At 50.8% G+C, this 24974-nt stretch carries 23 protein-coding genes; 12 read left to right on the forward strand and 11 right to left on the reverse strand.

Features of this window, described 5'->3' with window-relative positions; translation table 11 throughout:
* Window positions 1–14: 14 nt before the first annotated feature.
* Complete coding sequence (locus ABYP33_RS01810) at window positions 15–833, forward strand: hypothetical protein (RefSeq protein ID WP_373087691.1); 819 nt, start codon at window positions 15–17, stop codon at window positions 831–833.
* Here ABYP33_RS01810 and ABYP33_RS01815 read toward each other — a convergent pair.
* From ABYP33_RS01815 to ABYP33_RS01825, 3 genes are read right to left on the reverse strand one after another with little or no spacing between them, the layout of a single operon-like run.
* On the reverse strand, window positions 827–1828 hold the full coding sequence (locus ABYP33_RS01815; protein WP_373087693.1) for a HupE/UreJ family protein: 1002 nt from the start codon (window positions 1826–1828) through the stop codon (window positions 827–829). The genes ABYP33_RS01810 and ABYP33_RS01815 overlap by 7 nt on opposite strands.
* Entirely contained in the window at window positions 1815–2795 is a 981-nt protein-coding gene (locus tag ABYP33_RS01820; protein ID WP_373087695.1) for a peptidyl-prolyl cis-trans isomerase, read from the reverse strand. Before ABYP33_RS01820 ends, ABYP33_RS01815 begins: the two co-directional genes overlap by 14 nt.
* The gene (locus ABYP33_RS01825) at window positions 2735–4735 is read right to left on the reverse strand and encodes a DUF3604 domain-containing protein (RefSeq protein ID WP_373087697.1); all 2001 of its coding nucleotides are present in this window, start codon (window positions 4733–4735) and stop codon (window positions 2735–2737) included. The genes ABYP33_RS01820 and ABYP33_RS01825 overlap by 61 nt, the downstream gene beginning before the upstream one ends.
* Window positions 4736–4912: 177 nt before the next feature.
* Between ABYP33_RS01825 and ABYP33_RS01830 the strand changes: the two genes are divergently transcribed.
* A complete protein-coding gene (locus ABYP33_RS01830; protein ID WP_373087699.1) occupies window positions 4913–5209 on the forward strand; it encodes a hypothetical protein in 297 nt (98 codons plus the stop codon).
* Window positions 5210–5249: 40 nt separating this feature from the next.
* On the opposite strand, the gene ABYP33_RS01835 is transcribed toward ABYP33_RS01830, so the two are convergent.
* Window positions 5250–5873, reverse strand: a complete 624-nt coding sequence (locus ABYP33_RS01835) for a glutathione S-transferase family protein (protein ID WP_373087701.1) — start codon at window positions 5871–5873, stop codon at window positions 5250–5252.
* Window positions 5874–5979: 106 nt separating this feature from the next.
* Between ABYP33_RS01835 and ABYP33_RS01840 the strand changes: the two genes are divergently transcribed.
* Genes ABYP33_RS01840 through ABYP33_RS01855 form a run of 4 tightly spaced genes read left to right on the forward strand, consistent with a single transcriptional unit; the run spans window position 5980 to window position 8856 of the window.
* Window positions 5980–6492 (forward strand): glycine zipper 2TM domain-containing protein, encoded by a 513-nt coding sequence (locus tag ABYP33_RS01840; protein ID WP_373087703.1) that lies wholly within the window; start codon window positions 5980–5982, stop codon window positions 6490–6492.
* 21 nt (window positions 6493–6513) lie between these two features.
* Window positions 6514–6816 (forward strand): PepSY domain-containing protein, encoded by a 303-nt coding sequence (locus ABYP33_RS01845; RefSeq protein WP_373087705.1) that lies wholly within the window; start codon window positions 6514–6516, stop codon window positions 6814–6816.
* Window positions 6817–6835: 19 nt separating this feature from the next.
* Window positions 6836–7519: a response regulator gene (locus tag ABYP33_RS01850; RefSeq protein WP_373087707.1), complete on the forward strand. Its 684-nt coding sequence runs from the start codon at window positions 6836–6838 to the stop codon at window positions 7517–7519.
* A gap of 2 nt (window positions 7520–7521) precedes the next feature.
* The gene (locus ABYP33_RS01855; RefSeq protein WP_373087709.1) at window positions 7522–8856 is read left to right on the forward strand and encodes an ATP-binding protein; all 1335 of its coding nucleotides are present in this window, start codon (window positions 7522–7524) and stop codon (window positions 8854–8856) included.
* Between the two features lie 92 nt (window positions 8857–8948).
* Here the strand turns inward: ABYP33_RS01855 and ABYP33_RS01860 are convergent, their stop codons facing one another.
* From ABYP33_RS01860 to ABYP33_RS01880, 5 genes are all read right to left on the reverse strand, one after another.
* Window positions 8949–9473: a hypothetical protein gene (locus ABYP33_RS01860; RefSeq protein ID WP_373087712.1), complete on the reverse strand. Its 525-nt coding sequence runs from the start codon at window positions 9471–9473 to the stop codon at window positions 8949–8951.
* A 321-nt stretch (window positions 9474–9794) separates the two neighbouring features.
* Window positions 9795–11528, reverse strand: a complete 1734-nt coding sequence (locus ABYP33_RS01865; protein ID WP_373087715.1) for a ShlB/FhaC/HecB family hemolysin secretion/activation protein — start codon at window positions 11526–11528, stop codon at window positions 9795–9797.
* Window positions 11529–11551: 23 nt separating this feature from the next.
* Window positions 11552–12499, reverse strand: a complete 948-nt coding sequence (locus tag ABYP33_RS01870; protein ID WP_373087717.1) for an OmpA family protein — start codon at window positions 12497–12499, stop codon at window positions 11552–11554.
* A gap of 262 nt (window positions 12500–12761) precedes the next feature.
* Window positions 12762–13739, reverse strand: a complete 978-nt coding sequence (locus ABYP33_RS01875; protein ID WP_373087720.1) for a hypothetical protein — start codon at window positions 13737–13739, stop codon at window positions 12762–12764.
* A 311-nt stretch (window positions 13740–14050) separates the two neighbouring features.
* The gene (locus ABYP33_RS01880; protein ID WP_373087723.1) at window positions 14051–14461 is read right to left on the reverse strand and encodes a nuclear transport factor 2 family protein; all 411 of its coding nucleotides are present in this window, start codon (window positions 14459–14461) and stop codon (window positions 14051–14053) included.
* Between the two features lie 280 nt (window positions 14462–14741).
* Here ABYP33_RS01880 and ABYP33_RS01885 point away from each other — a divergent pair, with 280 nt between their 5' ends.
* Window positions 14742–15755, forward strand: a complete 1014-nt coding sequence (locus ABYP33_RS01885) for a YheT family hydrolase (RefSeq protein WP_373087726.1) — start codon at window positions 14742–14744, stop codon at window positions 15753–15755.
* 6 nt (window positions 15756–15761) lie between these two features.
* Here the strand turns inward: ABYP33_RS01885 and ABYP33_RS01890 are convergent, their stop codons facing one another.
* Window positions 15762–16625: a CoA ester lyase gene (locus ABYP33_RS01890; RefSeq protein WP_373087729.1), complete on the reverse strand. Its 864-nt coding sequence runs from the start codon at window positions 16623–16625 to the stop codon at window positions 15762–15764.
* A gap of 170 nt (window positions 16626–16795) precedes the next feature.
* Between ABYP33_RS01890 and ABYP33_RS01895 the strand changes: the two genes are divergently transcribed.
* Genes ABYP33_RS01895 through ABYP33_RS01915 form a run of 5 tightly spaced genes read left to right on the forward strand, consistent with a single transcriptional unit; the run spans window position 16796 to window position 23124 of the window.
* Window positions 16796–18061 carry an imelysin family protein gene (locus ABYP33_RS01895; RefSeq protein ID WP_373087731.1) on the forward strand — a complete coding sequence of 422 codons (1266 nt, stop codon included), beginning with the start codon at window positions 16796–16798 and terminating at the stop codon, window positions 18059–18061.
* 3 nt (window positions 18062–18064) lie between these two features.
* A complete protein-coding gene (locus ABYP33_RS01900; RefSeq protein WP_373087734.1) occupies window positions 18065–19438 on the forward strand; it encodes a di-heme oxidoredictase family protein in 1374 nt (457 codons plus the stop codon).
* The gene (locus tag ABYP33_RS01905) at window positions 19438–20568 is read left to right on the forward strand and encodes an imelysin family protein (RefSeq protein WP_373087737.1); all 1131 of its coding nucleotides are present in this window, start codon (window positions 19438–19440) and stop codon (window positions 20566–20568) included. Before ABYP33_RS01900 ends, ABYP33_RS01905 begins: the two co-directional genes overlap by 1 nt.
* 47 nt (window positions 20569–20615) lie before the next feature.
* Complete coding sequence (locus tag ABYP33_RS01910; RefSeq protein ID WP_373087740.1) at window positions 20616–21716, forward strand: DUF1513 domain-containing protein; 1101 nt, start codon at window positions 20616–20618, stop codon at window positions 21714–21716.
* A gap of 19 nt (window positions 21717–21735) precedes the next feature.
* Window positions 21736–23124, forward strand: coding sequence for a multicopper oxidase family protein (locus ABYP33_RS01915; RefSeq protein ID WP_373087743.1), 1389 nt, complete (start codon window positions 21736–21738; stop codon window positions 23122–23124).
* A 72-nt stretch (window positions 23125–23196) separates the two neighbouring features.
* Here ABYP33_RS01915 and ABYP33_RS01920 read toward each other — a convergent pair whose 3' ends face one another.
* Complete coding sequence (locus tag ABYP33_RS01920) at window positions 23197–24840, reverse strand: wax ester/triacylglycerol synthase family O-acyltransferase (protein ID WP_373087746.1); 1644 nt, start codon at window positions 24838–24840, stop codon at window positions 23197–23199.
* Window positions 24841–24974: the final 134 nt, after the last annotated feature.

A 24974-nucleotide genomic window follows, 5' to 3' on the forward strand; every position in this document is an offset into this window, starting at 1 on the left:
AAAAAGGTGTTACTGTGCGATTAACTTTTCTCATTTTAGTGTTGGTCGGTGCTGTCTTCAGCACAGGCTGTAGTTCAACAGATTACAACCCGACGACCTACGATTATTTTATCAGTCGCGATGATCTCAAACAAAATCCTTTAAAAAAAGTCATACTAGCAACGGTCAATATTAGTGGCGAACCCACGCGCTCGATCTTGCGTGACAGCGTAGATAAAGTCGACAATCACGTTGTGGACTATCTTGAGAGCAATGGCTACAGTTTTGCACCTAGCCACTTATTTGATAATGCCTGGCGTCAGGCCCTGCTCAGCTTTGGCAACTTTTATGATCCAACCACAGGCAAGGTTGATCGGGTTGCTTGGCAGCAAGTTATGGCTGCAACGCTGCAAAGCCTAAAAGAACACAAAGACATTGACGCCGTTATCTTCACCGACCTGCTTGAACACGATATTCAGCACAGCCCCGGCATGAAGCACTATGCGCGCTGGTACGGCGTAAGCCGGGAACCGGCAACAGAAGGCCCGACCGCAAGCGTGTCTACCGACTTCAATTGGACACAAATCATTAAAGGCGCCACGCTTATGGTGACTATTTACACCACCGATGGCAAACCCTTGTTTTCTAGCCGCGGCGGTATAGACACCCTACACAGCATCGACTCGCGCAAGTCACAAAAAAGCTTTGTACGTCGCAAGAAAATATTGAGCCGGTCAAGCAATATTGAAGAAGGCATTGAGCTCGCTTTTCACCCCTTAATCAAAATGAAGCGCTACCCAGGAAAGGCGCGACCAGCCGTAGAAGAAGCGAACACGGCCGCCACTGCTCAGTAGAGTCTAATATTCAAAGCGGCGTCAACAACAACGGCGCCGCGCTCGACTAACCAGAATACTGACACCGAGCCCATCGCGTATATTGCCGCCCATCGTAGACCGCCAGTCCACTGTGCCCGCAGACAACGGCGCAATACCCACATCATGCCCAGAATACCAACAACAAACAGCAGCTGCCCAAGCTCAATTCCTAAATTAAAGCCCAGCAATGCGGGTACAAGGCCCACCCCGCCGTCAAGCAGTTCATTCAAGACTCCGGCAAAGCCCAATCCATGCAATAAACCAATGCCAGCCACTAATATGTTCATACTCAGGTGAGGTCGCTGGCGCTGGCGCCGCCCAGCCAAATAACACGCCATGAGCAGTACACTCAATGCAATAAGACTTTCCGCCAAGGTCGGCGAATAAGGAATAACACCCAAGCTCACCATAGCTAAACTAATACTGTGTCCAAGCGTAAAGCTAGTAACCAATAACAACAAAGGCCTGAAACCACTGGCCAGCATCAGTAAACCAAGCACAAATAGCAAATGATCGCTGCCAAGCAAAATATGATGAAAGCCTAGAGCGGTAAACTGCAGTAAACCCTGCGTCCAAGCAACATCAGATCGCGGAATAAAGTAGTCGTCATCGCTACGCAGCAACACCTGCTGCTGACCACCACTAACGCTAAACCACCGCAATAAGGCTGCCGTTTTCGATTCACTTAAACCAGCAATTGAAAAGCCGGTGCTGTGCTTGAGCGCCCCACACACAATGGGATATCTATATTCAACTGCGTTACCGCGAATAACGTGTTCCACACCACCGAGCGATCGGCAAGCAACTGGCAAAACGGGCATTGGCTGGTTCAGCGATTGTAGCGGTGTGCGCCACAGTAACTCGACTACCCCACCGGGCTGCTCACGTAACTCCAATAGTGAGGGGGCGAAATTATGTGCCTGCGCAAAACTGCTAAGGCAGATTAGGATGCAAAAAAGCTTAAACCTCGTCATTACACAACACCCGATACTGCCCGCGCAACTCTGTTACATAGGCCTGCCAGCCGCCACGCTGCTGCTCCCGCCGCCACATTAAACTCAATTCTGGACGCACTGCGGCAAAATCCTTAGCCACCCTAGGGAAATACCCTTGCCATTTAACGAGGTGCCAACCATAGACCGACTTAACGGGGCCAAACCACTGACCTAAGCTCATGGTCGGGCTCGTATCAGACCAAAATCCTGCACCGAATATTCTATTAATTTCGCGAGCGGTTAATTGATTAAACAACTCGCCGCTCAGAAATACATCTGCGCTCGCGGGTAATTCCTCGCCATTAAGAATACTCAGCGCCTGCGTTGCACGCATTTTCGCTGCCGTCGTGTCCCCGGAGTAAAACCGCTGCTGAAAGCTGTAGCGCGGAGGCGCTTCACTGATCGCAGGATTTTCGTCATACAATCGCCTTAAGTCTTGGTCGTTCGGCGCCTGCCCGTGGGTATCCGCGATAACGCGATGTTCCAACAACTGAATTAAGCGTCGACGAATGACTTCATCGCTGTCGAGCAAACCTATTGCCAATACTGTTTCGATTTGATCCGCACGATCCCCCTCAACACCAAGAAATTCCGCGTCGCGCAGCAGACGCTGAACAATAACGTCATCACGCTTGTGCAGGCCCTTAATCAGAGCTTCGCGAAAAAGCATTTGCTCGTCCATTGCGCTCTGTCTAAGTGCCTGCCGTAATTTATCGGTCATTGGCTGACGGTTTTGCTGAGCCCACTTTGCCGCCATCGAATCGATTTCAATTTTCGATGGACAAACTAGCTCCCTCTGCTGATACCGCGAGTAATACCCGTCAACACCGTATAGCACGATGCCAAAAACCATAAAGTGGAATAACTTGGCGCGAAGCAAGCGAATCAAGGTTGGCCAGGCTCTAAAGCTTTCCCATCCACCTGTGCAGCTGCCGGGGCGTACCATATTGGCGAACTCCAGGCGCGCTCTTGGATGATTGGTCGATGTTCGGTGCTGCAACAAGACTCATAACCCGGCTTAATCGTCGCTGGCTGGTGGCAATCAACCGCTGCGGCAACACACAACTGCTGGCTCCATCGGCAACTCGGGTTTTCCAAAACCCGGGTATAATAATATGCGCGCTCGACGGGATTAAAATTGGGGTCCTGCCAATGAGCACAGAGTTGTGGCGCGCCTTTGCCATAGGTTTTACACGTTGCGAGATCAACACCCACCTCAGCAGCACCGCTGCTGACAACATCAATCACCTGCTCGCGGTTCTCACCGCCTGGGCCAACACTAACCTTAATAATTTGAACTGTTTTTAATGGCATGCCCGGCTGGCTCGCGGTGCCTGGGTCCATGCGAGCAAATACTGAAAACACCGGCGCATCGTTACTGTGCGCTGGCTGTGGTAGTAAATCACCGCCCATGGCAACGCCGTGCTCGTAACCACTCGCAACGTAATCTTGCTGTTCACACATATCAGTAGGCAATTGCCAGCCACCAAAAAACCGTAATTCAATACGAGGGCCACTGGTAGCGTAAGTTTCTCGGCGTTGCATGGCAGCAAAAATACTATCTCGACTGTTCTCTGTCGCCCACACTGCCGCTAAGCCACCGGGATTAAACTCCAAATCATCAGGCAAGCCCTCTGGCAGCTGCGCACCAGCCGGTACTCCTGCGCCGCCGTGACCTAAAAACCCTTTCTCATTGACCGCGCCTGGCGCGCTGATATGAGTATCTGAGCTGGCAATAAAGCCAAATTTAAATGGGTTCACCCCTAAGCGCTGCTCCTGGGCCATACCTTCCCTTAATACATCGCGAACAAAGCCCGACTTTTCTGTGGCCTCCTCGCGGAGAAATGGCACAAACTTACCAGAAAAGCGGTTGTACGGCAGTTGCTCAAAGCCGCACAATTCATCGGCACTGCTCAGCGGGTTATAAAAGCACTCTGAACTGCCCTTGTGCTGCATAATTTCAACTAAGCGCTCAAGGCGCAGGCGTTGCGCCGCGTCGGCCGCTGTTATCGCAGAGCCATCATCCCTGACTGTGCTAAACATATAGCCGTCACTTAAATTCGAGTTATGGGGAATGACTAACACCTCGCAGCCAGTACCGGCGTTAACGCAATCGCGATCCAGTCCATCCCAAAGCAGTGGTGCCGATGGCGTATCAATAAAGCTTAATGGCAGTACCGGCACTTGTTCGTTCTTAAAAATAATATTGCGATGTAAGTTGGCGAGATTCGCCGAAGCGCCAGTCCACTCATAGGCAACAAAGCTCGTAAACTCACAATCGCTGCTGCGATCGTAAGCATCTTCAGCAGCCTGCTGAATCTCTTGCCATGGGCGCAATCCTGCCTGCCGACAGCGCTCGCCACCCTTGCCGCAAAAGCCTAAACGGCCAGCAAGGGAGGACTGGGTATTAAATATAAAAAACGCGGCACGAGGATAGTGACGAAAAAGCTTACACTGCCAACTGCCGTGACCGGCCAACGCTGGGTCGCTACAAATGTCCACTTCACCAAATAGCTCGGCGTGATCGGTTACCACGGCAAAATCGAGGGGACGATCTAATTGCAAAGTACGCAACGGCTGCCCATCTGTGCTCCACGGCTGAACACCAATTGGCGCTCCACGGGCAAAGCGATAGGCATCTGCCGGTGAGGTCCGGGTGCCCTGGGTACTGGCATCTAGCGAATACTTGGTGTGCACATGGGTATCACCAAAAAGGGCCTTACCTAAGGGGTATTGCTGGGTGCAGGGCTCACGTTGCTCTTGATATGGCTCTGCACCAAGGACCTTCGTGGTCAGTGCTTGGCCACTGACCACGCTAGCAGATAACAGTGTGCTTAGGACAATTAGCGTTTGTTTACAGTTCCACAGCCGCAGAAGTGCTGGCATTAAAACTCGCATGGGCAATAATTCCATTTTCATGAGTTCAGGCATTATCCCCACGACGACACGATGAAGCCATGATCCTTTCGCAGTAGCAGTGCTCACCCAGTTTGATACGGTTCAGCCATGGTTCAGATTCGCTATGCCACTCTATAGCTGTTCTTCAGCCTAGGAGTCATCATCATGAATTTACGTATTAGCCTCGCTTTTATTATTGGGCTGGCGTTCGCCGTAAACAGCTATGCCGACCACCGGCACAGTAACAGCGAGTTTGAGGCCCGCTATCAGTATAGTAACGGCAAGGGGCATGACCGCCACGCCGATAAGCACCACCACGATCATGATGTTTATTACGTGCGCGACGATCACCATGACAGATACCATGACCGCTACTATGTTCGCCATGTTCACAGCCGCCATTGCAGCCATCACTACGAGCCCGCGTTCAATACCCGCGTTAAAATATTTCTAGGGATTTGACCCCCAAGGCCGCAGGACATAAACCAGCGGCCTTGGTACCCTACTCGCCGAAGCGCGTTTTCATACCGCTAAACCAGTTTTGTAGCACTGGACAATTATCTGGAATTTGGCGTTTAACCCAGCCAGAAAAGCCCAAGGTTACATAGAGATCAATATCTGCCTGACTCAGGTTATTGCCAACCAAGAAATCTCGACCGGTAAGCTCTTCATTCATCGTCTCGTAAAAAGCGCCTATACGAAGATTACCCCGGTCAATTAACGCCGGGATTTGTGGCATTTTTAACGGGCCCGGCAACGGCCGATCCTTAAAGGCCTCACCCTTATTGCGCAGCACTTCCGCCACTGCGGAGAAGCCTTCAAAAAATATTTGGTGGCAGCGACCAATAACCTGAGCCCGCTCTAGATCGTTGCGACCAAACAAGGGTTTCTCTGGGTGTAAGCCATCGAGATACAGACAGATCGCAATGGTATCGGTCAACACAGTACCGTTGTCGAGTACCAAGGTTGGCAGGGTAGACCGCGGATTGATGGCGCAAAAGCTGTCAGAAAACTGCTCCTTCGTCATCATATCAATCGCCTGGGTATCGATACTAATACCCTTATGTTTAATAAACAGCCCGAGACGCCGCGGATTTGGTGCCGGTTCATAGGTATATAATTTCACTTACTTCTCCCGTGTTTTATTTACTTACAAAATCAATGCAATATTCAGCTCAAGTTAAGGCTCGGCAGACTAGGCTATCTGCTAACTGACCACTGGAGTATATGCCATGTTGAAGTACTCTGTAATTCCTCTGTTCGCGCTTTGTTCTGCAGTAGCGCAGGCCGACCATCGCCATTACAGCCACAGCACTGCCCGCCTCGCTTGGGTAACTCAGGTAAGCCCAATTTACGAGCGCATTAGTTACTCAGTGCCTCGCGAGCAATGCTGGCAAGAAAGCGTCTCTTACGAACACCGCAGCAATACCGCGCCAATCCTGGGCGCCATCATAGGCGGCGCCTTAGGTAATGAGCTTGGTCATCACAAAAGTAATAAACGAGTAGGCACTGTGGTTGGCGCGGTGCTCGGTGCCAGCGTCGGCAGCGATATATCGCGACGGCATCAGGGCCATCATTACGAAACGGTTGATCGCTGCGAAATTCAAAACCGCCACGAATGGCGAGAAGAAGTAGTTGGCTACAATGTTAGCTACCGCTATCAAGGTGAGATTTATCACACCCGTTTACCCTATAATCCGGGTAAGCAGATTGAGATTGAAGTTAATGTTACTCCCCGTGGATAAGGGCTGATGCCCGGGAATGTTATGAGCAAATTAAAGTGGTGCAATGTTCTAGTATTCGTCAGCGCTACCGCACTGACCACCACCGCCAACAGTGATCCGCTACGCGGCGCCAGCGGCGGTCGCTTCGGTTTACCTGAGCGACCTCAACTTGAACAGCGTTTAGACGCCTCCAGAGTTCGCGACGCAATGACAGCCAACGAGGCAATTAATATTGCAGAACAGCGTTACGGCGGGCGAGCTGTTGGCGCAAAAAAGATCGGTTCAGCCTATCGAGTCCGAATTCTACAAGACAACGGCAAAATCAAGAACGTCACGATTGATTAAGCCCTGACGAGAATTATCTATGCGCATACTACTTGTAGAAGATGAGCAGCTACTATTAGACCAACTCCGCCGCCAATTTGAGCTAGCTGGCTATGCCTGCGATTGTGCCAGCGATGGCAGCGAAGGCTTGTTTTTAGGGCAAGAAAACCCCTACGACCTCGCTGTAGTAGACCTCGGACTACCAATGCTTGACGGAATTAGCGTCATAAAGCAGTGGCGTAGCGAAGGCCGAAAATTCCCAGTACTTATATTAACCGCCCGTGATCGCTGGCAAGACAAAGTCGAAGGCCTTGAATCAGGCGCCGACGACTATGTTGCCAAGCCCTTTCAAATAGAAGAGGTCATGGCAAGAGCCAATGCCCTCATTAGACGCTCGGCCGGTTTCGCAAGTCCGAAAATGGAATTTGGCTGTATCACGATCGACACGGGAGCCAAACGCGCATTGTTGAATAACCAAGCCCTAGAGTTAACCGCTTACGAATACAATGCCTTGGAGTATATGGCCATGCGCAGCGGCCAGGTAGTTTCCAAAACGGACTTAACCGAACACCTGTACGATCAGGACTTTGACCGCGACAGTAATGTCATTGAAGTGTTTATTGCCAGGCTGCGTAAAAAAATTGACCCCGACAATACCTTAAGGCCGATCTCGACGCTTCGTGGCCGAGGCTACCGCTTTGAACTTGGCGAAACCCAACACTGAACATGCGACGCACCCGCCCCAGTTCGATCACACGCCGCTTGATCATTGCCAGCCTTACCCTAATGCCAATACTACTGGGGGTAACCGGAGTCGCGATAGACCGCGCCCACACCAACAGTTTAATGAGTGCGGAACAGGAGCAATTGCGTCTACAATTCTTTGGCTTACTTGGCGCTCTAGAATGGCAAAACGGCGAATTTGAGATGGGCGACCGGCTTAAGGAACCCCGCTTTTGGCAATTCCGCTCAGGCCTTTACGCTGAAATTCGTCGACGCGATCACTCGATAGTTTGGCGCTCAGTATCAAGTGACACGCTAAATTTACCAACACCGCAAAATATGCCGCGCTCAGGCCAAGAGCTTTTTGGCGAAGCGAAAATAAACCAAGAATCTTACTTTACATTCCACTACCATGCTATTTGGGAAACGGACAATGAAAATGAGGTTCCTCTTCTTTTCTCCCTTTACTCACAACAAAGCACACTGCTCAACGAGCTAAATAATTTTCGCAATCAGATTAGCCTATGGCTTGGACTCGTATTAATCATCTCGTCGGTCGTTAGCGCTGTTATTCTGTATTGGGGGCTACGCCCGCTTAGACGACTTGCAAAAGACCTTCTCCGTCTAGAGCAAGGTAACACTGTCCAGCTCAGCGACAATTATCCAAGAGAGCTGCAAGGCATTACTTACAATCTTAACCAACTACTCAATAAAGAAAAGAAGCAGAGAGAGCGTTACCGCAACACCCTCGCGGACCTAGCTCACAGCCTTAAAACTCCGCTAGCCGTACTTAAATCTGGCAGTAGTGACAGTCATGCGGTGAATGAACAAATTACCCGCATGGATAATATAATTAACTACCAGCTTAAGCGTGCGGTAAGCAGCGGAAAACAGAAATTGAGCAGTAAAACCCGTGTTCAATCACTAGTAAATCGCCTTAATCAATCTCTTGAAAAAGTCTATCGCGACAAATCAATACAATTTCAAAACTTACTAAAACTCGATTTAACACTGGCCATAGATGAGCAAGATGCCATGGAATTATTTGGCAATCTTTTGGACAATGCCTGCAAAGCTTGCCAACACAAGGTTGTAATTAGTGCCGCAGAAACACCTCTTCTATGCCATATATACATAGATGATGACGGCATTGGCATGAACGAGATGCAGCGCGAAACTCTCACACAAAGAGGGCTGCGTGGAGATCAATACGGGCAAGGACACGGCCTAGGACTTGCTATTGTTAGAGACATCATTGATAGCTACGACGGCGAACTGAGCTTTGAGCACTCCACACTTGGCGGCTTGCAAACTAAGGTCACCTTAGCAAAATCATAGACGCTTACTCACAAACCAAAAGAGCCGCTTATCACCAGCGGCCCCCCTCTAATCTTACGCAATCACCTTAATTAACAGATGACTGAGCTCCCTTAGATAGGCAGCAGCGCAAGTGGATCAACAGGCAGGCTAGAAAGAACAGGTAGACTTGGTAAACCGCCGCCACCAAGGAGTGACAACAACGGATCTAGCGGCAGGCTAGAAACAACAGGCAGATTTGGTAAACCGCCACCACCAAGGAGTGACAACAACGGATCTAGCGGCAGGCTAGAAACAACAGGCAGATTTGGTAAACCGCCGCCACCAAGGAGTGACAACAACGGATCTAGCGGCAGGCTAGAAACAACAGGCAGATTTGGTAAACCGCCACCCAGTAGCGACAGTGGATCTACTGGCAGGCTAGAAACAACAGGTAGACTTGGTAAACCGCCACCAACGAGTGACAACGGATCTAGTGGCAAACTAGGAAGCGCTGACAAGACAGGCAAGTTGCCTAATTGCGCATCAACTGTGCTCAAAACATCAATCACTGGCGCAAGTGGGCCAGCAAGACCAAGGCTACTACCAGAGACCAATGTCACAGCAATCGCTAATTTCTTGAATTTTGTGATTTCCATAATTTCCCCTAAAAATAAACAGTTAAGCAAAAACACTTATTATCTAAGCGACACTATTTCACTTATTACTAAAAGATAATAGGCCGCGACCGCACATTGATAGTACGCAGTAACACCCACACCTAGGCGTGATTTAGATCACAAAAACGTGGGAGAAAATCAAATAACAGCCCCCTACGACACGGAGCCATGGGACTGCGCACTATTGGCATGTGCAGATTAAAGTTGGAGGTTAACAACTGTAGTTTATCCGCGTGAAGCACTTAAACCGGGACCGGTCAGAAAAAGGCACCTCAGCGGCTTGAGATGCCCTTATCGCAATTAAAATTTCAGTTTTAGTCGCCAGAAAAAGTCCACTTCCAATGCCGATAGGGACTTTTCGTCAAGATTGTCATCGTACATTGGTGTCGCCGCGATCAGCTCAGTTTCAAAGGTCTTGCCAAGTTCCAGTTTCACACTAAACCCGGCATCCGCAATTGCGCGCACATCGCCTGCACTACCGGCAGCATCCTCGTACCAGGCTTGCCCGTACTCCACAAAAACGACTGGCGTAAAATTCAACCCCGCAAAGGGAAGCCCATTATTCTCTAGCGCAAGCTTAGTGTACAAACCCGAGTCACCGACCAATACACCCGGCAAATAGGCACTAAGGCCACTGCCGCCACCCAAAAAGAACTGCTGTTGCAGGGGCAACTGCGTGTTATCAGAATATTGACTAATAACATCCCATTTTACACTGACCCAGTCGGCAACAGCCATTTTCAAGCCACCACGGGGTTTAAAGATAAGAAACTCGCCAGTCCGCCGCCCGGTGGCGACAACGCCTTCTCGACTATCAGTTCCCAGTGTTCCGGCGTCGGCCTCTAATCCCGCCTCAAGCAAGCCCTGTGCAGTTAATTGGGTACCGAAGCCGAACAAGCGCATCAGCTTGGTGTACTTCACCCCCAACTCCAAGCTTGTGTGGGGCTCATCTAAGGCAAGACCATAATCCTTTACCTCAATATAGCTATCAATTTTCTCTAAGCGTTGTGATGTCGTCAGACGCTGAAAACTATCGCTGGAGATTACCTGCTCGCCACTGAACGCAATCGATTTTGTTTCAGAATATATATTAAGGGTTGTACTCGTCCCGTCCGGTGAAGGAAAAAATGGTGTGCCACTACCAAGCCCGTTTAAATCCAAGCCCAGCAGCGCCTCACTAACATCGCAAATTAGCGCTAAGGTACATAGCCCCGTCGAGTTTCCGCCAGCATCTCCGCCCACATCACCCGTCAAAGAAACATCTGCATCTCTAGCGTACTCGATATACCGCGCGTCTAAACCATAGAGACCGAAACTGCTCGGGTAGTTCAAACGAAGGGTATAACCGTCGTAATAATCACCACCATTCACCTCCCCCAATTCAGTTAGCGCACGATCATAGGCGAATGAGGCCTCAACACCCGATTTAAAATCATGTTTGAGGCTCGCATTGCCAAAATAGCGACCAAGAAACCGGTTACCAAAATTATTCACACTAAAATCAAGGTCGGTGCTGTCATAGTCAGCTTTGGGCTTTTCGGTGAACACGAGGGTGTAAGCTTCCGGATCCCCCCCCAGTTGGTAACTAACGGCGTAATCCAATCCCGCGCGATCACTCTTCACACTTGCCAGCACCTGCTTGCTACCAAACTCCGATTTTTGTAAGTCTTTGTCGCCAATCAATGTCGAAAAATACGGGTATATATTATCAGGCGCCTTCACCGCCGCTAAATTCCCGTTAATGACATGAGCAAAGATCGTGTTTTCGCGTTGCGCAAAATAGACCGTCACCAATAAATGGCCTAATTGGTAATAAGCTTGATTTAGAGCACTCACCGCCTGCGCGGGCGACTGCGCGGCACTCATAATCATGTCCAGCTGTTCACGACTTAGGTAGCGATTACCTGAAATTTTTAAGGTGTAATCGCCAATATTCACGTCGACAATATTATCAGAATGCAGAGCGGCGTATTGCTCTATGCGCTCCGCTGTTGAGGCTTGCGGTGGTATTACTGGCGGCAAATCAATAGCCATAATGTCTCCATTCCTGTTTTAACTCAGTACTGAGCTTTATTCTTTACTACAACGAGCTCTACTCGCCTATTCCGCGCGCGGGCATCTGCCAAGGCCTGGCCAGCAAGCCCATCAACACTTATTAGCGGGCGACTTTCCCCATATCCTGTTACAACAAGCATCCCTACGGGAACCCCCTCGGCGAGAAAATAGTTTTTTACGGCATCAGCACGACGTTCTGACAGCCGCTGATTATAGTGTTCACTTCCCAGATCATCAGTATGACCCGAAATTTCAAACGTCAGTTTAGGGTTTTCTTTAAGGATTCGTGCCGCCTGGCGGAGTGTCGCAACAGACGATGTTGTCAACAACGCGGTATCCACAGCGAACGTCACGTCGCGCAACGCTAAAGGAGCTGTCATATCAAGATGGCAGCCTGAGGGTAACACCATTACATTAGCGGGCGAGTTAGGACACTGGTCTTGGCTATCGCAAACACTGTCATGATCTTTATCAATGCAGCGATAGGCACCCGCGTTAGAGCCCCCCCCCAAAGAATAACCTTTTGAGCTTGGCAATCTATCTTTACTATTATCAAAACTGTTTTCCGAACCATTACTGGCACCGGGCAACTCAATAGTTAAAACAGTGGGATCAACAGTACCGTCGCTCGCTGTATCTTGTAAAAACTCAAGAACAGCACCTTGAGAGTCACCTATACCCAATAATGGCGCTAATGCCCCCCCCCTCGGATCGTCGGCAACTGGAGCGCCCAGTAACAATATATCTTGACCGCTAATGCTAACACCGAGAAGCGCACTGTCGCCGAGCACTTCAACACCCAATAAATTATCAAAGCCGTCGCCCCCACCACTAAGCAAATCCACATCCGACAAGGCACCATTAACTGGTACAGTGAGTGAGCTTCCTAATAATTCAACATTAACTAGTTGCGCACGTAAAAACGGCGACATCGCGACAACGCTAATCATCAATAAAAGTAACCGCGCTAATCGAGCCAAAAGAGGGATTCACTCCGCATTAAAAGCAAATAAGGCACCATAAAACCAAGCTGAGCTCTGTTCCCGCATCACGCATGGCAAGTTATTCACAGTATATCTCTAATGTGGCATAACATCACGGCTTTAACACACAGCAAAAAGCCAGCCTTTAACAGAAAAGACCGGCTTAAAACACACTATTTGCTGTCAATCACAACGCCCCAAATACCCTGTAATATAGAGAATCGTGCAACTAAAGCGGGCTATCACCACCGGACAAAGCCATTAAATTGGCTTGCAAATTGCCCCCTGCGGTTTCGATTGTTGGCAGAATAGCTTCAATACTTGCCTGGGCTGCAGCTGGGTCGGTCACCAACACATCAACTACATCCGTCACTGTGTCAAACAAGCCATCGCGACCACTGATATCGCCAGCGAACTGGTCAACTGTGAAAGTGAGCTGTGTTACGTAGCCTGCAAGCGGATTGCCACCCCCACCACCTAGCAAAGACGCTGGATCAATTGGCAGAGCGTCTAAACCAGATAAGCCACCATCGGCTAAACTAGCAGGGTCAATTGGCAACGCATCCAAACTCGGAGCGCCGCCGCCATCGCCGCCAGTCAAAGACGCGGGGTCAACCGGAAGCGCGTCTAAACCGGGTAAAGCAGCGGGATCAAAAGGCAGCGAAGAAGAATCGCCGCCAGCACCCAACAAAGCCATTAAATTTTCCTGCAAATCGGTCAGCGCCGTCACTAATGTAGCAGGCACTACTTGGATGCTGTCTGGCAGCATTGCCGGATCCAGCACCAGAATATCAACAACATCCGTCACTGCATCGACGGTGCTGTCATCACTTCCGAGATCCACCGCAAGCTCATCAGCAGCAGAGGTAAGTTGAGTAACATAGCCCGCCAGAGGGTTAGCGCCCCCACCACCGCCACCCAAGGAAGTCGGATCAATAGGCAGTGCGTCCAAACCAGGCAAGCCGCCACCAGCAAGCGCAGCCGGGTCAACGGGTAAGGCGTCTAAACCGGGCAAACCACCCGCAGACAGGGCTTCTAGCTGCTCATCCAGACTGCTAAGTTGATCAGTCAGCATCGATAAGGGTGTTCCCGCCACGGCACCTGCGATCGGGTCAACTACCGGCGCTATAGGCCCCGCAAGTGAAACAGAAGTCATTGACGCTACAGCTGCTGCCAACGTTAGTTTTTTCATTGATGGTGTTTTCATGATATGTACCCCAGATAATGTCTATATTTCATTTCAACACTGCCAAGTCATAATATAGACCACAGCGCAAAATAGCGTTGTTGTATGCCATGGTACGTGAAAGTACCGATTGACTTTAGTGACTCGCGTCACAGAGATCGTAGACTAACATATAAACTTATAGGCGCTAAAATTAGACAGAAAGCCGCCACGCATGACGATGAGACCACGCTCAAAGACCCAAGTTCACACATAGTTATTATGAGTATTAGCGCAGCAGCTCCAGACGCCGTATACGGAACTGCTGCATTTAACACGATGCAATAAAATCTTTAACTTGACATTAATTTTTCCTGAACTGCGTCAAAATCCCAATACGCCTTAAGAGAAGAAATCTTTCCATCATTATCCGCTTTATAAACAACAACCATATTCATTTCCATTTTTAGATTATCTGGCAAATTATTAACCAAATAAACTAAGTTGGCACATTCGTCGCCGGCAGGAAATGATGACAAAATCGTAAATTCAATTTTGCCCGGCGCTATAATTAAGTCCCAAAACCCAGCAATTGCCTCCTTGCCACGGTGGCCTTCACCCCTTGGATCGAGTGGTGATTTTCCAACCGGATCCTGAACCACGGCTAGGTCTGAAAACAGCGCCAACCACGCCTCTTTATCGCCCTGTTCGACGTACTTGCCTGACAAACGACTCGCCGCCAGCGCTGCCTGTGCATTTCCCATTGTACTTCTCCTAAACAACTAAACGGTTAATATGCTGACTAATAACACGCACTTAAAATTCAGCGTCGAAAAACGCGCCGCTAGCCTGCCATGATCTACCCGCAGCAATAATTGGTCCTTAGCAATGCCCGTGGCATACTGTCAGCTGAAGCCGTAACAGGCACTTAGCGTCGAGACCTCATTAAAAGCCTCTGATGGTCGCAATAAAGTGCCCTGCTGAAACATAGCCCATTCGACGTAGCACAGACGATATACAACCGCATATTCATCAGGATTTACCATGAATGATTTTGCCCCTAATGGGCTTTTGAGAAACCCCCACGCCCAATCTATTCTGGCGTCGACCAAATTGCGAAAATTACGCAGCTATCCCCGTTCGCGAGCGATGCTAAATGCCAGCAAGACCGTTGTATTAGATTGCGGTGCGGGCCAACAACTATTGGGCGAGCACGCCGCTCATGCGGTTCGCAGCAAGGGCTTAATCACACTCATTCACGGCTGGGAAGGCAGCTCCCAATCAACTTACATGCTTTCCGCTGGCGGCAGCCTGTTTGCAGCAGGTTACGACGTATTTAGGCTTAACCTCCGCGACCACGGCCCTAGTCATCACCTTAACCGCGAATTATTTAATTCTGCACGACTCGGTGAGGTGGTGGGCGCAATTCAAGCAATCCATAAAACCTACCCACAGCAGTGGCAATTTTTAGCGGGCTTTTCCTTAGGCGGAAATTTCGCACTACGGGTCGCCGCAGAGGCGGCAAACGTCGACCTGAAAATCAAGCAAACTGTGGCTATTTGCCCGGTAGTTGATCCCGCGAAAACCATGATTTCCCTAGAAAAAGGCTGGTGGGTTTACGAAAAATATTTTGTTCGAAAATGGCAAAAATCCCTACGCAAAAAAATCAATTTATACCCAGAGCTTGGTTACCAAGACAGCTTATTTAAGCTAAAAACATTGCGCGACATGAACAACTACTTTATTCCAAACCACACCGAGTTTGGCGATGCCGCTGATTATTTTCAGGCTTACTCTATCGCCGAAGATGCTCTGGTAAACTTAAACGCCCCGGCCCACATCATTGCCGCGCAAGACGACCCTATTATTTTGGCGGAGGATTTCGCGCGGCTGGCCGAGACCAAATACCTAAGCATCGAAACCAAACGCTACGGCGGTCACTGCGGCTTTGTTAAAAACTATCAACTCGACAGCTGGTTAGATGAACGTTTACTCGAGCTGATCAACCTAAGGCGCTACCCAACGGGTGATCCCGCTAAAAGTAATCAGCAATCGTAGCTAGATTCACTTCATGGCGATTTGTTCGGCAATCGCCAGTAAACGCGCAGCCTCTTCAACGTGCAAGGCTTCAACTAGACGGCCGTCAACCAACACGACCGCTTTACCCTCTGCCATCGCTTGCTGCCAAGCTACTTGAATCTTTTCCGCTCGCGCCAAAGCCTCTGCTGACGGCGAGAACAAGTGATTGGTAATAGCAATTTGCTTGGGGTGAATCAACGTCTTACCATCAAAACCGAGTTCGACGCCCTGCTCGCACGCCAAGCGCAAGCCATCTTCATCATCTAGATCCAAATGCACACCGTCTAAAACATCAATGCCGTTCGCACGAGCTGCCAAAACACACAAACCCAGCGCGGTCAGCATCCCAAGCCGCTGAGGGGTGTGGGGCACCCGCAAATCTTTGGCGAGGTCTGAGGTGCCTAGCACAATGGCACCCATGCGCTCGTGAGCGCCGGCAATTTCATTAACCGCCAATATCCCTCGTGGCGTTTCTGCCATCGCCCACAGTTTCATGTCGGCACGGGCGCCAGCCTGCTTTAAGACCTGAACCACGGCGTGAATTTCTGCCGCGGACTCAACCTTTGGCAGGCACAGCGCAGCAATCGGCGCGGTAGCAAAAGCCTCAAGGTCCTTTCGGCCCCACTCGGTATCGAAGCCATTCACTCGCACGACTAACTCGCGGCGACCGTAGCCACCAGCCATCACCGCCGCCAGCACCTGTTCTCTTGCCAGCGCCTTTTGCGCTGGTGACACCGCATCTTCTAAATCCAAGATCAAAACATCGGCGTCTAGACTACGTGCCTTCTCTAAGGCTCTGGCATTGGAACCGGGCATATACAGCACTGAGCGACGCGGATTAACGGCCATAAGACACTCTCTATAATGTAAAAAGACGGTCAGTTTATCACAGCTAAACCCCTGACCAAGCCAACGCTAGTGCACTGAGGGCAAGCATTAATTGCGAATCATTATCAATTAGCGATAGAATATCCGCCCCGCTTCTCCAGAGAAGCCAGTTTTCATTGCGGAGTCTGTTAATGTCAGCGCTGTTTCGCCACGCTTTTACCCTTCTTGCCGGTCTTGTTCTTTCTTGCTTCGCCCAGGCTGAAGCCCAGCCTGGGGCAAAGGTCAATGCGCTAGCAGTCGTTAAGCATTATGCCGACCTCGGTCACGCAATTTACAGTGACGCGGAAAGCAGCGCTCGCCAATTACAAATTCAGATCGATGCTTTTTTGCAAGCGCCTGATCAAAAAGGCTTAATTGCAGCGCAAAAAGCATGGCAAACCGCACGTATTCCCTACCAGCAAAGCGAAGCATTTCGCTTTGGCAACCCGGTGGTCGATGACTGGGAGCACCAACTTAATAGCTGGCCACTCGACGAGGGGCTAATCGACTATGTCGCAGACGATTATTTCGCCGCTCTGGGCAATATTGGCGGTGACCTCAATATTATCGCCAATGCCCGCATTAATCTGAGTGGCGAAATTATTGACGCCAGTACGATTAATGCTGAGTTACTGCGTGGCCTCCATGAATTGGGCGGCTCCGCAGCCAATGTTGCCACAGGCTACCACGCTATTGAATTTTTACTGTGGGGACAAGATCTTCACGGTCACGAACTCGGCGCGGGCGAGCGCCCCTACACCGATTACAGCCAAGGCGCGCAATGCACTCACGGCCATTGCGACCGTCGCGCCGCGTATTTGCGCACGGCGGTCAGCATCCTGGTCGAAGACCTCAGTTATATGAGCAAACAGTGGGCGCCAAACCAAGCGGGCAATTATCGCAGCCAGTTGCTTACCTTGAACAATCAAATTGTCTTAGCGAGAATATTCAACGGCATGGGGTCGCTATCCTTAGGCGAGCTGGGCGGTGAAAGGATAAAGGTATCGCTCGAAGCCAACTCAACAGAAGATGAACACGACTGTTTTAGCGACAACACTCATTGGTCGCACTATTACAACGGCTTGGGTATTGAAAATGTGTATCTCGGTCGCTACCAGCGACTCAATGGTGACATTTTACGTGGCCCGTCGCTAAGTGATTTAGTTCGACAGGCAAATCCCGACATCGACAAGAAAACTCAGCAGGCCCTGAGCGCAACCATGGCAAGCTTAAAAGTATTAAGCGATACCGCCGAAGCCAAGGAAAAGCCGATGAAATTTGACATGCTTATCGCCGAGGGCAATCAACGAGGCGAGGATATTCTCAGTGCCATTTTGAAAGACTTAGTCGCACAAACCCGCGCCTTTGAGGCCGCCGCGGCTGCCATCAATATCGACCCAACAGCCACAGGCTTATAAGCCTTGCCGCGGCCGCGCACGATATTGCCGTCGCTACTGCTACTGTGCGCCCTCATTGCAGTGTCAGCGTGCAAAAGCTACCCGCCGCTCCCCTTAGACAGTGGCGCCAGCTATAGCCTTGCCTCAGACTCGCCCCGCATTCTTGAGCAGGCCCAGCCTCAACTCAGCATGGAGCAGAAACTCGATTGGGCTGTAGGGAAAAGCTTTGCTAATCAAGCGTGGGTGAGCGCACCCGCCAGCACTCGGGCGCGCGACGGCCTCGGGCCACTGTTTAACGCCAATAGCTGTGTCGCCTGCCACCAGCACAATGGCCAAGGCCAATTACCCGAACACGGCCCAGGCTTGATCCTACGCATCGCCGCCAGCGGCGCAAACCATAATGCCTACGGCGAGCAACTCCAAGATCACGCGCTACTCGGCAGCCAAGCTGAAGGACAGATTGGATGGCGCGACATTGGCTCACACGGCCTCGCAAGCAGTCAACAAGCAAATTTAAGTCACCGCCAGTATTTTATAGAGCAAGCTCGCTATGGCGACACGAATAGTATGGCGTTTTCAGCGCGGCTTGCCCCCGCCCTGATCGGCATGGGTTTATTAGACCGTATTTCCGACGAGCTGCTCATTAAGCGCAGCGACCCTGAAGATCGCGACCGCAACGGCATTTCTGGCCGTGCCGCCCTGCGCTGGGACGAACAACAACAAAAACTGCGCCCCGGCCGTTTTGGCTGGAAGGCCAGCCAAGCCAGTCTTAAGCAGCAAGTCGCCTTGGCCTTTAGCCAAGATTTAGGCATTCGCTCGACTATTTATTCTGCGCCAAACTGCCCTCCCAGTGTGCCAATCTGCGACCACGAGTTTGCGTTAAGCCAAAATCCAGAACCGGAAATAAGTGCCAAGTTGCTAAATGCCGTTACTCACTATATTGCCAACCTCGCAGTACCAAGCATCCAAAAGACGCCAGATCTGCAAGCCGGCTACCAGCTCTTTATAAAGCTTGGTTGCGCTAATTGCCACATTCCGGCAACCGAAATCAACACCGCTGCTGTTGGCTTGCAAGCATCACTTACTAGCGAGACTATGCAAATAGAAACCATTTACCCCTTTAGCGATCTATTGCTGCACGACATGGGTCCAGGACTTGCTGACAGCGCCGCTACCGACAACACCCCGGCCGCAGAATGGCGCACCGCACCACTTTGGGGACTAGGAATGCGCAGCCGAGACAACACTCAAACTCGCCTGCTTCACGACGGTCGCGCCAAATCGATCAAAGAGGCCATACACTGGCATGGCGGTGAGGCTGAGGGTAGCCTTCAGAATTACCAACAGCTCGATTCTCACTCACAAACGACTCTGCTAAATTTTCTTAAGGCACTGTAATGAAGTTACCAACACTCAGTACCCGTAAATTAAAGGGCACAACACAAAGACTGCTGCTCGCTGTTGCCATGGTTTCAACCGCTGCGTGCAGCCCCCCTCCCTCAGAAAAAGTGTTGATAAACACCAGCAAACTGGCTGTTTTGCCAGCATACGAACGTTTTTCACTTAGCAGCCAAGCGCTGGCCCTCGCCGCCGATAGTTTTTGTAGCGCACCAAGCAGCGACGGCCTTGACCTCACCCGCACGCACTGGCGAACAACTGTGGACAGCTGGTCTGGGGTACAAAATCTGCAATTTGGCCCCCTGCTCATCGACAATCAAGCCTGGAAAATCCAATTCTGGCCTGACAAAAAGAACTTGATTGCCCGCAAAGTTGAAGCACTTATACGCAGTGAAGAAGATTTAAGCGAACAGCGCATCGACGACGCCAGCGTCGTCGTACAAGGCCTGTCGTCCCTGGAATACTTGCTTTTTGACCATAAGGTCGGCTCATTGAATAGCTATGCGAATACCGACACCCGCACACGTCGCTGCGCACTATTGGTCGCGGTGAGCGGCCATTTACACGGCGTTGCTCGCGGCCTATACGATGCATGGCGTCCAGAGTCAGGTAACTACCTCCAAGCATTTACTAAAACGGGCCCCGACAATCCAGAATATCCCGACGACAATGTGGCACTTGCGAATTTACTCGACACCCTCGTGGCCGGTATTGAACTCATTAAACGGGACAAATTTGAGCGCCCCCTAGGTCTTACTAGCAGCGACGGCCAAGCACAAATTTATCTGCTCGAATGGTGGCGGAGCCAATATTCCAAAGAGGCGATCACCGCCAACCTCATGGCATTAAAAACGGTGTTTACTGCGGCAAGCGGCTACGGTTTAGACGACTACTTAAGCAACGTTAAGCAACGCAGCGATTTAAGCGCGCAAATCCAGCAGCAGTTTGACAGTAGTCTCAGCGCCGCCAACGCCATACCTAACAGTTTGTTTAGTAGCGCAGAGCCCCGCAAGCAAGCTGAGCTTATTGCCTTTCAACGCGAAATTACCACGCTACTTTCTTTGTTGAAATCTGACTTGCCCACGGCCTTAGGTATTAGCCTTGGATTTAACGCCAAAGACGGCGACTAAATTAACAAGCTCAACGCCACCAGCAATCAGAAAATTTGAGGAACACCATGCAACGTCGTCGCTTTATCCTCGCCTCTGGCGCCCTCCTATCTGTGCCGTGGATGGGCGTGTCGCCAGCACTGGCCAAAACCGCCAAATTTACACCGGTTCTCAGCGCCGCCAGCGATGGCGACGGCAAGTATATTGGCGTGTGGCGCGACGATCACTGGCAGCTGTCTCATACTATCGCCCACCGCGCTCACGACAGCGTATACCATCGTCAGCGTCGGGAACTGGTTTTTTTCTCCCGCCGCCCCGGCCGTGAAATGTATATTGTCGACGCGAAACACGGCGGCTTACTGCACACCATAAGCAGTGAAAATGGCTACCACTACTACGGTCACGGCTGTCTAAGTGCCAATGGCCGTTACTTATATACCACTGAAAATCATATAGCCGGTGATGGCGCGGGCAGCATCGGCGTTTACGACTGCCAGCAAGATTATCAGTGTGTTGGCCATATGGACTGCGACGGTATTGGCCCTCACCAACTGGCACTGATGCCCGATGGCAAGACCTTGGCCATTGCCATCGGCGGCATTAAAACCTTGCCCGCTAGCGGCAGAAAAACGTTGAACCCCGATACCATGACGCCCGCGCTGCACTACCTAGATATTGCCTCCGGCCAAGTCGTAGAACGCCACGCAGCCCCACATTTCCAATTGAGTCTCCGCCACTTGGACGTTAGCTCAAGTGGGCAAGTTATTATCGGCGCCCAATTCCAAGGTAGCCTGCCATCGCGGCTGCCATTGGTATACAGCCACCAGCGTGGTGGCGCCCTCACCGCAATGCGCTATGGCGAACTGCCTTTGCAATTTAAACAGGACTATGTTGCCAGCATTAGTATAGACACACAGGGCATACACGCTGTAACTAGCTGCCCCCGCGACAACCTCGTCTGCCTGTGGGATCTCCGCAGCCTGCAATTACAAGGGGTATACCCCTTGCGAGACAGCGCTGGCGCAATATACGACGCCGCTTATCAGCAGTTTATTTTAAGCAACGGCAATGGTCAGCTAATGGCGCTAAAGCCCGAGCAGGCTAAATTAATCCCCCTTGCCTACGCCCCAGGAACCCATTGGGATAACCACCTAACACTATTGCGCTGAACACGATTAAGGAAGCAATATGAAACGCAGAACCCTGATCAAAAGCAGCGCCACCGCGCTGCTCGCCAGCTCACTGCCAAAATTAAGCTTGGCCATGGCCTCAGCAGATAAGAGTGGCGAGACCCGCTACGACTATACTCTTACTGCGGAACCCGCCACCGCGCGCCTAGCAAAAGACGGCGACAGCCAAATTCTCGGGTTTAATGGCCAATTTCCAGCGCCAGTGATTCGCGCCAAACAGGGCCAGCCCCTGCGCGTGAAATTCATTAACAAATTGAATGAGCCCAGTACCATCCACTGGCATGGCATACGGCTCGATATCGCCATGGACGGGGTTCCCTATTTAACCCAAGCCCCAGTACCAGCCGGCGGCAGCTTTATTTATGAATTCATCTGCCCCGACGCGGGCACCTTTTGGTACCACCCCCACATGAATAGCGTTGAACAATTGGGTAAAGGCTTGGTCGGCGCACTGATTGTTGAAGAGCGCGATCTCCCCGATTATCACGACGTAATTATTGGCATGAAAGACTGGCGCCTAAAATCCGATGGCAGCTATTTGCCGTTGTCCATCCCTAGAGAAGCTGCACGGGCGGGAACACTCGGTACTTTAGCGACGATCAACGGCACAGAAAAGCCTGTTATCGACGTGCCCGCCGGAGAACGGCTGCGCTTACGTTTTTTGAACCTAGACAACACACGAGTTTACAACCTCAGCTTACGGAATGAGCAGGCTAAGGTGATTGCCATAGACGGCAGCCCAGTAACGAAGCCCTATGCTTTAGACGTTCACCCGACCGGCGCCGGTATGCGTCTAGACGTCGGCTTAATCAGCCCCAATAAACTGGGTGTCGAGATTCCGATTTACGATATGAAGGGACGCTTTGGCGTCGAGATTTGTCGTTTAAAAACAGTAGCTGGCGATAAGTCTAAAAGTGTAAAAACCGGGATACCCGCGCTGCCTGCCAACCCAGTACCACCACCACAACTGGCGACCGCCGAAACCCTCAGTTTTGTGTTCGAATGGGCCGGCGCGCTGTCGCCAAGCGACCACAATGGCCAAGTTGACCACAGCTTTTGGCTAATCAATCGCCGCGCTTGGAACGACCATAGCCACCAAGACTTACCCGCGCCCCTCGCCACACTAAAACTAGGGCAAAGTTATGTATTCGAATTGCACAATGCCACGCCACACCACCACCCTATTCATCTCCATGGTTTAATCTTTACCGTGTTGGAGTCTGACAAGCGGGAGCTCACGCCCTACCACACCGATACCATTCTATTGGAGAAAAACGAGCGCGCCAAAATCGCCTTTGTGGCCGACAACCCTGGCCGCTGGATGTTTCACTGCCATGTAATCGAACACATGCAGACGGGGCTCATGGGCTATATCACTATTACCTAAAGGACTACGCACCAGATAAATAGCCGCTTAACGCGCAAACCCTGGCTAGGCTTACGCATTAAGCGCAACAACTTAACTCTGGGTCTGACTAATGGGCACTACTTTACCATTAGCGGAAGAAGCTGCCGATTGCGTCGCTTTAACCGTTCCGGATTTGGCCGCACTGCTACTCGCAGAGGAGCGCGCCTTTTTCGCAACCGGCTTTTGCACACTGGCAGTAGCGCTACTACTGGCTTTGCTTTTTCGCGCGGGTTTTGCGCTCGCCTTTTTAGCTGCCGTAGCCGCTGCGCCCTCTTTCAGACTCGCCTTTGCCGCCGCGAATAATTCGGCGAATGACTTTTCAATACACTCACGATAAAACGCCGGATCGGGCATGGAATCCCGGTCACCGAGTATCGACAGAGTTACAATGCCATTTGAACTAAAGATTAAATGGAATAAACCTACCCCAGGCGTAAGCAGGCCTAGACCATAATACCTGACCATCTGTGCGCCAGCTGAATACAGCGGAAAGGTCGGACCTGCCACATTAGACACTACCGACGTGATCCCCAGCGGCAAATGGCGAGTCAGCTCATTATTCACATAGGCATTAACCAGAGGCCGCGTAAGCGCGGGTGACATTACACCGGCAAGGCGCAAGACATCAACTAAAGGTGAGTTTTCACCGTAAATTTTCGCTTCTTGCGAGCTTTTATAAACTCCGGCCAAGCGTTTTAGTGGATCAGCAACATTCGTATGTAACTCGACAAAAACCGAACCTACCTGGTTATTCTCGTCCGTCATTCCCCGCCGCGTTCGCATATCCAGCGGTATTGACACCGCCAAGCTTTCATCTGGTAACTCCTTATGGTGCATTAAATAATGGCGTAAACCTCCGGCGATGATGGCTAAAATGACATCATTAATTTTCACCTCACAAAGGTCTTTCACTGCTTTGATATCGACTAGCGGAAACTCCGCAGCTTCAAATACACGATGGGGGCCAACTGGGGTATTAAATCGCGTGCGCGGCGACGTAATAGAGGGAACAGGAATTTTATTCTGCGCCATTCCTATCGCCATTTTCCCTAAATCACGCAGCACCCCTGCGCCACTGGTTACCATTTTAACGGTGTTTTTAACATTATTCACGGCAGCGGAACTGGCGAGATACAAGGTATTCGGCATCACATCCGCCGTGACCACCGCCTCAGCTTGGGATACAGCAGCAGGATCCGGCTCCAAGTCATGGATGACTGACATGATGGAGGAGCCACCAGCACCGTCCACAAGTGAGTGATGCATTTTGGTATAGATAGCGAAGCCGCCCCTGGGAACACCCGGAATATTATCCAAGCCCTCAATAATATAGGCCTCCCAGAGGGGACGATTCATATCGAGTGGCCGCGCGTGCAGCCGGGCAATCAAAATACATAACTGACGCCAGTCGCCAGGCTGGGGTAGCGCAATATGACGAATATGAAATTCAACATCAAAATTAGCGTCTTGAACCCAATAAGGGCGGTCAACATTACCTGGCACCTTAAGCAAACGCGAACGAAAAATAGTATGTTTGTGTAGTCGACGTTCAAAATTGGCAATAACACCTTTAAAACGGACCGCGCCACCAGGTGCTGTTGATGGGTCGTATATCCCTAAGCCACCAACATGCTGGGGTGTATTGGCATGCTCGAGATTAATAAATGCGGTATCAAGTACACCTAACTGCTTCATGCAATTTAACCTCTTATTGTAATATTCCCCCTGCTAAGGAGGCGATGATCTAGACAGCGGCCACCACGTGCAGGCGTGCAAACACTTAGCATAGCCATAGTACATTAATTTCTCCGCATGCTAAGTACATATGT

The organism is Zhongshania sp., assembly GCF_041584495.1.
Taxonomy (GTDB): Bacteria; Pseudomonadota; Gammaproteobacteria; order Pseudomonadales; family Spongiibacteraceae; genus Spongiibacter.